The following is a 6,751-nucleotide window of genomic DNA, read 5'->3' as shown; positions in this document are numbered from 1 at the left end:
TCGAGGTCGGCGGCTCCTCCTCCGGCATTCTCGGCTCGGCCGTGATCAAGGGCCAGGCCACCGAGGTGATCGACGTCGGCCACTTCCTGCCGATGGCGTTCGCTGACTGGTTCACTCGCAAGGAGATGAAGCCGTCGCTGCATTCGCAGTCGGTGCTGCTGGTCGACGACAGCGCGTTCTTCCGCAACATGCTGGCGCCGGTGCTGAAAGCCGCCGGCTATCGCGTCCGCACCGCGCCGACCGCGCAGGAGGGCTTGGCGGCGCTGCGCGCCCAAAACTTCGACGTGATCCTGACCGACATCGAGATGCCCGACATGAACGGGTTCGAGTTCGCGGAAGTCGTCCGCGCCGACAACAACCTCGCCGCGACGCCGATCATCGGCCTCTCGGCGCTGGTGTCGCCGGCGGCGATCGAGCGTGGCCGTCAGGCCGGCTTCCACGATTATGTCGCCAAGTTCGACCGTCCCGGTCTGATCGCGGCGCTGAAGGAGCAGACCGCGGGCGCCGCCGGCGCCTCCGAGCTGAGCCGGGCGGCCGCGGCTTAGGCCCTTAAGCGGGATGGATCAGGAGAGAGGTAAGATGAGCAAGACCCAATCCAGCGAAGGCGCCATGGTCGAGTACGTCACCGCGATGATCGGCGGTCAGCTGTTCGGCCTGCCGATCTCGCGCGTCCAGGACGTGTTCATGCCCGAGCGCGTCACCCGCGTGCCGCTGGCCTCGCGCGAGATCGCCGGCGTATTGAACCTGCGCGGCCGCATCGTCACCGTGGTCGACATGCGCTCGCGCCTCGGCCTGCCCAAGGACGAGGACGGCAAGACGGCGATGGCGGTCGGCGTCGACCTGCGCGGCGAATCCTACGGCCTCCTGATCGACCAGATCGGCGAGGTGCTGCGCCTGCCCGAGGACGGCAAGGAAGAAAACCCCGTCAACCTCGACCCCCGCATGGCCAAGCTCGCCGGCGGCGTCCACCGCCTCGACGGCCAGCTCATGGTCGTCCTCGACGTCGACCGCGTCCTCGAGCTCGCGCCCGAGATGATGGCGGCCTGATACGGCGGCATTGCCGCCGAGGACTTGCGATTGGAACTGCCCTCGCAAAGGGGGAAGGAAGCAGAGGTTCACATGCGAACTTGTCTCGTCGTCGATGATTCCAGCGTCATCCGAAAGGTTGCGCGCCGGATCCTGGAGGGGCTCGACTTCCAGATCCTCGAAGCCGAGGACGGTGAGAAGGCGCTGGAGGCCTGCAAGCGCGGCCTGCCCGACGCAGTACTGCTCGACTGGAACATGCCGGTCATGGACGGCTACGAGTTCCTCGGCCATCTCAGGCGCATGCCCGGCGGCGACCAGCCCAAGGTGGTGTTCTGCACCACCGAGAACGACGTGGCGCATATCGCGCGCGCGCTGCACGCCGGCGCCAACGAGTACATCATGAAGCCGTTCGACAAGGACATCGTGACGGCGAAATTTCAGGAAGTCGGCCTGATCTGAGCGATCGCCCGGAGGCTGAACGGATCCTTCGGCGCTTGTTTTCAACTGAACCGTTTCAGTCTGAGTTGGTGGGTAATGAGTGTTGCGTTCGCAGGTAATTTGACCACGGGCACGTCGCGCGAGACCGGGCCGCTGCGGGTGATGATCGTCGACGACTCCGTCGTCATCCGCGGTCTGATTTCGCGCTGGATCGGTGCCGAGCACGACATGGAGGTTGCGGCGTCGCTGCGCACCGGGCTCGAGGCGGTCAACCAGCTCGATCGCATCAATCCCGATGTTGCCGTGCTCGACATCGAAATGCCCGAGCTCGATGGCCTCTCCGCACTGCCGCAACTGCTCGCCAAGAAGCGCGATCTCGTCATCATCATGGCTTCGACGCTGACCCGCCGCAACGCGGAGATCAGCTTCAAGGCGTTGTCGCTCGGCGCGGCCGATTACATTCCCAAGCCGGAATCGACGCGTGAGGCGTCGGCCGCGGACATTTTCCATCACGACCTCATCCAGAAGATCCGTCATCTCGGCGCGCGGCTGCGTCGCAAGTCTGCGGTTGCGAGCCCGCCGCTGGCGCCCGCGAGCCCGGCTCCGCTCGCGCGCGGTCCTGTTGCGCGGCCTGCCACGCCTGCGCCCGCTCCGGCCGTGCCTGCCCCCTCGTCAGGATCGCCCTCGACGCGTCCGTTCTCGACACAGGCACCCAAGGTGCTGCTGATCGGGTCCTCGACCGGCGGCCCTCAGGCACTGATGGCGCTCGTCACCGAGCTCGGCCCCGTGATCGATCGCTTCCCGGTGCTGATCACCCAGCACATGCCGCCGACCTTCACCACCATCCTGGCCGAGCATCTGGCACGCTCGAGCCGCCGGCCGGCGAGCGAGGCGGTCGACGGCGAGCCGGTGAAGCCGGGACGGATTTACCTCGCACCTGGCGGCAAGCACATGCGCGTCGCGCGCAGCGGCGCCGATCCGGTGATCGCGCTCGACGACGGCCCCGCCGTCAATTTCTGCAAGCCTGCGGTCGATCCGCTCTTCACCTCCGCCATCGACGTCTGGCACGGCAACATCCTCTCGGTGATCCTGACCGGCATGGGCTCGGACGGCATGCGCGGCGGCAAGGACATCGTCGCGGCCGGCGGCAGCGTGATCGCGCAGGACGAAGCCTCCAGCGTAGTCTGGGGCATGCCGGGCGCGGCGGCCAATGCCGGCATCTGCGCGGCGATCCTGCCGCTCAACCAGATCGGCGCCAAGGTCAGCCGCCTGTTCGCGGGAGACCGCTCGTGACACCCGCGGATTACGACTATCTGCGCAAGTTCCTGAAAGAGCGCTCCGGTCTCGATCTCTCCGCCGACAAGCAATATCTGGTCGAGAGCCGGCTGCTGCCGCTCGCGCGCAAGGCAAGCCTTCCCGGCATCCCCGATCTCGTTCTGAAGATCAGGAACGGCGACGGCCGGCTTGCGACCGACGTGGTCGAAGCAATGACCACCAACGAGACGTTCTTCTACCGCGACAAGATTCCGTTCGATCACCTGCGCGACACCATCCTGCCGGGCCTGATCCAGGCGCGTGCGGCACGCAAGTCGCTTCGCATCTGGTCGGCGGCCTCCTCGACCGGGCAGGAGCCCTATTCGATCGCGATGTGCGTGAAGGAGATGGGCGCGGCTCTCGCCGGCTGGCCCGTCGAGATCGTCGCCACCGACCTGTCGCAGGAGGTGCTGGAGAAGTCCAAGACCGGCGTCTACAGCCAGTTCGAGGTGCAGCGCGGCCTGCCGATCCAGCACCTGGTGAAATACTTCACGCAAACCGGCGAACTCTGGCAGCTCAACGCCGACATTCGCGCCATGGTGCAGTTCCGCCAGCTCAATCTGCTGCAGGACTTCTCCCATCTCGGCACGTTCGACGTGATCTTCTGCCGCAACGTGCTGATTTATTTCGATCAGGACACCAAGGCGGTGATTTTCGAGCGCATGGCGAAGGCGATGGAGGCCGACGGCACGTTGCTGCTCGGAGCGGCCGAATCCGTCGTCGGCATCACGGACGCGTTCCGCCCTGTCGCCGATCGCCGTGGTCTCTATCAGCTCAACCCCGCGCGCTCCGGCCGTCCGATGGGCGGATTGATGCCGCAGCCGCTGAAGGTCGCTGCGGCGAGGTGATTGCTTTTTTCACCCTCTCCCCTTGTGGGAGAGGGTGGCTTCGCTTTAGCGAAGCCGGGTGAGGGGTCTCTATCCTCACGACCAGTCTTGTGAGTGGAAAGAACCCCTCATCCGGCGCTTCGCGCCACCTTCTCCCACAAGGGGAGAAGGAAGAAAAACCATCTCACAAAATCGCGTGCGGCAGAAAGCGCGAGCGATTGCCCGTGATCGGGCTCTCGTCCTCGCGGATCGACAGCCCGCAAGGCTCGTGGTTCACCAGCCAGCTTCCGATCACCGGATAGAAGCCCGAGAAGTTCGGCAGCGGAGCGAGCGCCTGCCGCACGAAACCTTCGGCGCCGTAAGGCCCCGCCTGCTCGTCGAGCGGCATGCCGCCGGAGACCAGCGTCACATTGGCGCCTTCGCGCGACAGCAGCGGCTTGCGCACATAGGACGTGCCGAGCTCGGCTGCGCGCGGGTCGTCCTCGAAGAAGGCCGGCAGCAAATTGGGATGGTTCGGAAACATGTCCCAGAGCAGCGGCAAGATGCCCTTGTTGGACAGCACCGCCTTCCACGGCGGCTCGATCCAGCGCGTCGGCGCATCCTTCAGCTTTGCGCCGAAGGCGTCCTGGAACATCCATTCCCAGGGATAGAGCTTGAAGGCGAGCGCGATGTCGTTCTCGTCCAGATCGACGAAGCTGCCGGCCTCGTCGCGCCAGCCGACCTGCTCGATGTCGAGCAGCGTCGTCGAGAGTCCGGCCTGACGCGCGGTGTCTTCGAGATAAGCGAGCGTGCCGGCGTCCTCTGCATTGCCGGTGATGCCGGTGAGATGGACGTGACGGCTCCCAGCGATCTCCTTCCACGCTGCGATCAGCCGCTCATGGATGGAGTTGAACTGGTCGGCGCGCGAGGGGATGACGCGGCGTTCGATCGCCTGCTCGAGCCAGGTCCATTGAAACACCGCGGCCTCGAAGATCGAGGTCGGCGTATCCGCATTGTATTCGAGCAGCTTTGCCGGCGACTTGCCGTCGAACCTCAGATCGAGCCGGCCGTAGAGGCTGCGGTCGTCGCGCTTCCAGCTCTCGGCGATCAGTCCCCAGAATGCTTCCGGAATCTTCAAGCGCCGCAAGGAGCGTTCGTCGTCGATGACACGGCCGGCAAGCTCCAGGCACATCGCGTCGATCTCGCCGGTCGGCGCCTCGATGCCGCGCTCGATCTCGTCCAGCGTGAAGCCGTAATAGGCCCGCTCGTCCCAATAGCGCTCGCCGTCGATGGTGTGGAAGACGAAGCCGCATTGCGCTGCGGTCTCTCGCCAGTCGTCGCGCTCAAGACAGGTGATGCGCTGCATGGATCAGCCGCCGCCCGAAAAGCCGTGGCCGAACGAGCCGAAACCGCCGCGGCTCACGCTGCTGTGGCCGAAGTCGGATGACGTGCTCGATGAGGAATGGCTGGAGGAATCGCTGCTGAAGAAGCTCGATCGTGACGACGAGCCCGAGCTGCCGCCCGAAGAACTGCTTCTGCTGCTGCTACTGCTACATGCGGTGCTCGTCTGCACCGCTGGATCCGCGCCGGGAGGAGGAGGCTCGCAGGTCTGCCGCGGCATCAAGGTGTAGGCTGTGGTGCCGACGGCAATCGTGCCCATCACCAGCAGCGCGACGTGGCCGGAGCGCTTCACCGGCGGCCGCGGCGGCGGCTCGGCCACCGGCCGGCGCTTGCCGAAGTCCTTCTTGGCGGGTTTGTCGGCCATGTCAGTAGATCATGCTGGCGGCGTTGAGCAGCCCGGCGGCGAGCGAGGACAGGCCGAGCCAGATCGCCGGGGCAAGCTCGCCGGCGGAGATTCGCTCCGAGAGATTCGGGACCGGGACCTTGACGAGGAAGAACGCGATGACCTGCACGATCAGCGCGATCGTCGCCCAGATCAGGCAGTCCAGCACGTTGGCCGAATGCGCGATGGCGCTGACCAGCGGCGCCACGAAGCCGAGCAGGCTAAGCCCGAGCGCGATCGCCGCAGCCGGCTCGTTGTCGCGGATCAGCTGGAATTCGTTATGAGCGGTGATGCGGGTGTAGACGAACAGATAGGCCACGATCGCGATCAGCCCGGTGCAAAAATAGACCAGGAAGGCGGGCAGGCCGGCGAGTGATTGCAGGATCATCGTTCCCCCATGTGCAGCGACCATTCGTCGGCAGGGGAAGGCTAGTGGTTCAACGTTAAGCTTCCAATGAAGCGTTCCCCCCGAAAACGAAAACCCCGCCATTTGCGGCGGGGTCCAGGCTGGGAGGAGCGAGCCTGACTGGGCTCGCGACGTAAACCCTTGGATCAGGCGGGGATGCGCTCGTCGGCCTCGTGCGGCTCGCGCAGCACGTAGCCGCGGCCCCACACGGTCTCGATGAAGTTGCGGCCTTCGGAGGCGTTGGCGAGCTTCTTGCGGAGCTTGCAGATGAAGACGTCGATGATCTTCAGCTCGGGCTCGTCCATGCCGCCATAGAGGTGGTTGAGGAACATTTCCTTGGTGAGGGTCGTGCCCTTGCGCAGGCTGAGCAGCTCCAGCATCTGATATTCCTTGCCGGTCAGATGCACGCGCTGGCCGCCGACTTCCACCGTCTTGGTGTCGAGGTTGACGACGAGGTCGCCGGTCTGGATGACCGACTGGGCATGGCCCTTGGAGCGGCGCACGATGGCGTGGATGCGGGCCACCAGCTCGTCCTTGTGGAAGGGCTTGGTCATGTAGTCGTCGGCGCCGACGCCGAGACCCTTGACCTTGTCCTCGATGCCGGCGAGGCCGGAGAGGATCAGAATCGGTGTCTTGATCTTGGAGACCCGGAGCTGCTTGAGCACGTCGTAGCCGGACATGTCGGGCAGGTTGAGGTCGAGGAGAATAATGTCGTAATCGTATAGTTTACCGAGATCGACGCCTTCTTCCCCCAAATCGGTCGTGTAGACGTTGAAGCTCTCCGACTTCAGCATCAGCTCGATCGACTGCGCGACGGCGCTGTCATCTTCAATCAGCAAAACGCGCATGCCAGTTCCCCATAGTCGCCGCTCCTGGGCGTCAGGTCGGCCGCATTCGCGGCACTCAACAAAACGCCTTTGAACAACTGATTCGGATCCTGACAACAGATGGTTAACAAAGTCTGATTCTGGAACGCAA

General features: G+C 64.9%; 9 protein-coding genes. 5 read left to right on the top strand and 4 right to left on the bottom strand.

Going from position 1 to position 6,751, the window contains the following annotated elements:
- The 5 genes from HZZ16_RS13655 to HZZ16_RS13635 all read left to right on the top strand — a co-directional run.
- A partial coding sequence (locus HZZ16_RS13655) for a response regulator (protein ID WP_197948965.1) occupies positions 1–545 on the top strand: 545 nt, incomplete at its 5' end.
- Between the two features lie 34 nt (positions 546–579).
- On the top strand, positions 580–1,047 hold the full coding sequence (locus HZZ16_RS13650) for a chemotaxis protein CheW (protein WP_197948964.1): 468 nt from the start codon (positions 580–582) through the stop codon (positions 1,045–1,047).
- Between the two features lie 72 nt (positions 1,048–1,119).
- Positions 1,120–1,485 (top strand): response regulator, encoded by a 366-nt coding sequence (locus tag HZZ16_RS13645; RefSeq protein ID WP_007600538.1) that lies wholly within the window; start codon positions 1,120–1,122, stop codon positions 1,483–1,485.
- A gap of 75 nt (positions 1,486–1,560) precedes the next feature.
- Positions 1,561–2,757: a protein-glutamate methylesterase/protein-glutamine glutaminase gene (locus tag HZZ16_RS13640; RefSeq protein ID WP_197948963.1), complete on the top strand. Its 1,197-nt coding sequence runs from the start codon at positions 1,561–1,563 to the stop codon at positions 2,755–2,757.
- A complete protein-coding gene (locus HZZ16_RS13635; RefSeq protein ID WP_197948962.1) occupies positions 2,754–3,626 on the top strand; it encodes a CheR family methyltransferase in 873 nt (290 codons plus the stop codon). The genes HZZ16_RS13640 and HZZ16_RS13635 overlap by 4 nt, the downstream gene beginning before the upstream one ends.
- Positions 3,627–3,789: 163 nt before the next feature.
- Here HZZ16_RS13635 and HZZ16_RS13630 read toward each other — a convergent pair whose 3' ends face one another.
- The 4 genes from HZZ16_RS13630 to ctrA all read right to left on the bottom strand — a co-directional run bounded on the left by HZZ16_RS13630 (position 3,790) and on the right by ctrA (position 6,621).
- Positions 3,790–4,950 (bottom strand): glutathionylspermidine synthase family protein, encoded by a 1,161-nt coding sequence (locus HZZ16_RS13630; RefSeq protein WP_197948961.1) that lies wholly within the window; start codon positions 4,948–4,950, stop codon positions 3,790–3,792.
- A 3-nt stretch (positions 4,951–4,953) separates the two neighbouring features.
- Positions 4,954–5,349, bottom strand: coding sequence for a hypothetical protein (locus HZZ16_RS37170; RefSeq protein WP_246510100.1), 396 nt, complete (start codon positions 5,347–5,349; stop codon positions 4,954–4,956).
- Position 5,350: 1 nt separating this feature from the next.
- Positions 5,351–5,755 (bottom strand): DUF350 domain-containing protein, encoded by a 405-nt coding sequence (locus tag HZZ16_RS13620; protein ID WP_197948959.1) that lies wholly within the window; start codon positions 5,753–5,755, stop codon positions 5,351–5,353.
- A gap of 164 nt (positions 5,756–5,919) precedes the next feature.
- Positions 5,920–6,621 carry a response regulator transcription factor CtrA gene (gene ctrA, locus HZZ16_RS13615; protein WP_016848562.1) on the bottom strand — a complete coding sequence of 234 codons (702 nt, stop codon included), beginning with the start codon at positions 6,619–6,621 and terminating at the stop codon, positions 5,920–5,922.
- Positions 6,622–6,751 lie beyond the last annotated feature (130 nt).

The organism is Bradyrhizobium glycinis, from assembly GCF_016031655.1.
GTDB classification, from domain to species: domain Bacteria; phylum Pseudomonadota; class Alphaproteobacteria; order Rhizobiales; family Xanthobacteraceae; genus Bradyrhizobium; species Bradyrhizobium glycinis.
This window is presented reverse-complemented; position numbering and strand designations above follow the sequence as displayed.

Coding starts and splice junctions, on each gene's coding strand:
- HZZ16_RS37170 (WP_246510100.1), bottom strand. CDS start 5,349: ATGGCCGACAAACCCGCCAAGAAGGACTTCGGCAAGCGCCGGCCGGTG.
- HZZ16_RS13630 (WP_197948961.1), bottom strand. CDS start 4,950: ATGCAGCGCATCACCTGTCTTGAGCGCGACGACTGGCGAGAGACCGCA.
- HZZ16_RS13640 (WP_197948963.1), top strand. CDS start 1,561: ATGAGTGTTGCGTTCGCAGGTAATTTGACCACGGGCACGTCGCGCGAG.
- ctrA (WP_016848562.1), bottom strand. CDS start 6,621: ATGCGCGTTTTGCTGATTGAAGATGACAGCGCCGTCGCGCAGTCGATC.
- HZZ16_RS13650 (WP_197948964.1), top strand. CDS start 580: ATGAGCAAGACCCAATCCAGCGAAGGCGCCATGGTCGAGTACGTCACC.
- HZZ16_RS13620 (WP_197948959.1), bottom strand. CDS start 5,755: ATGATCCTGCAATCACTCGCCGGCCTGCCCGCCTTCCTGGTCTATTTT.
- HZZ16_RS13645 (WP_007600538.1), top strand. CDS start 1,120: ATGCGAACTTGTCTCGTCGTCGATGATTCCAGCGTCATCCGAAAGGTT.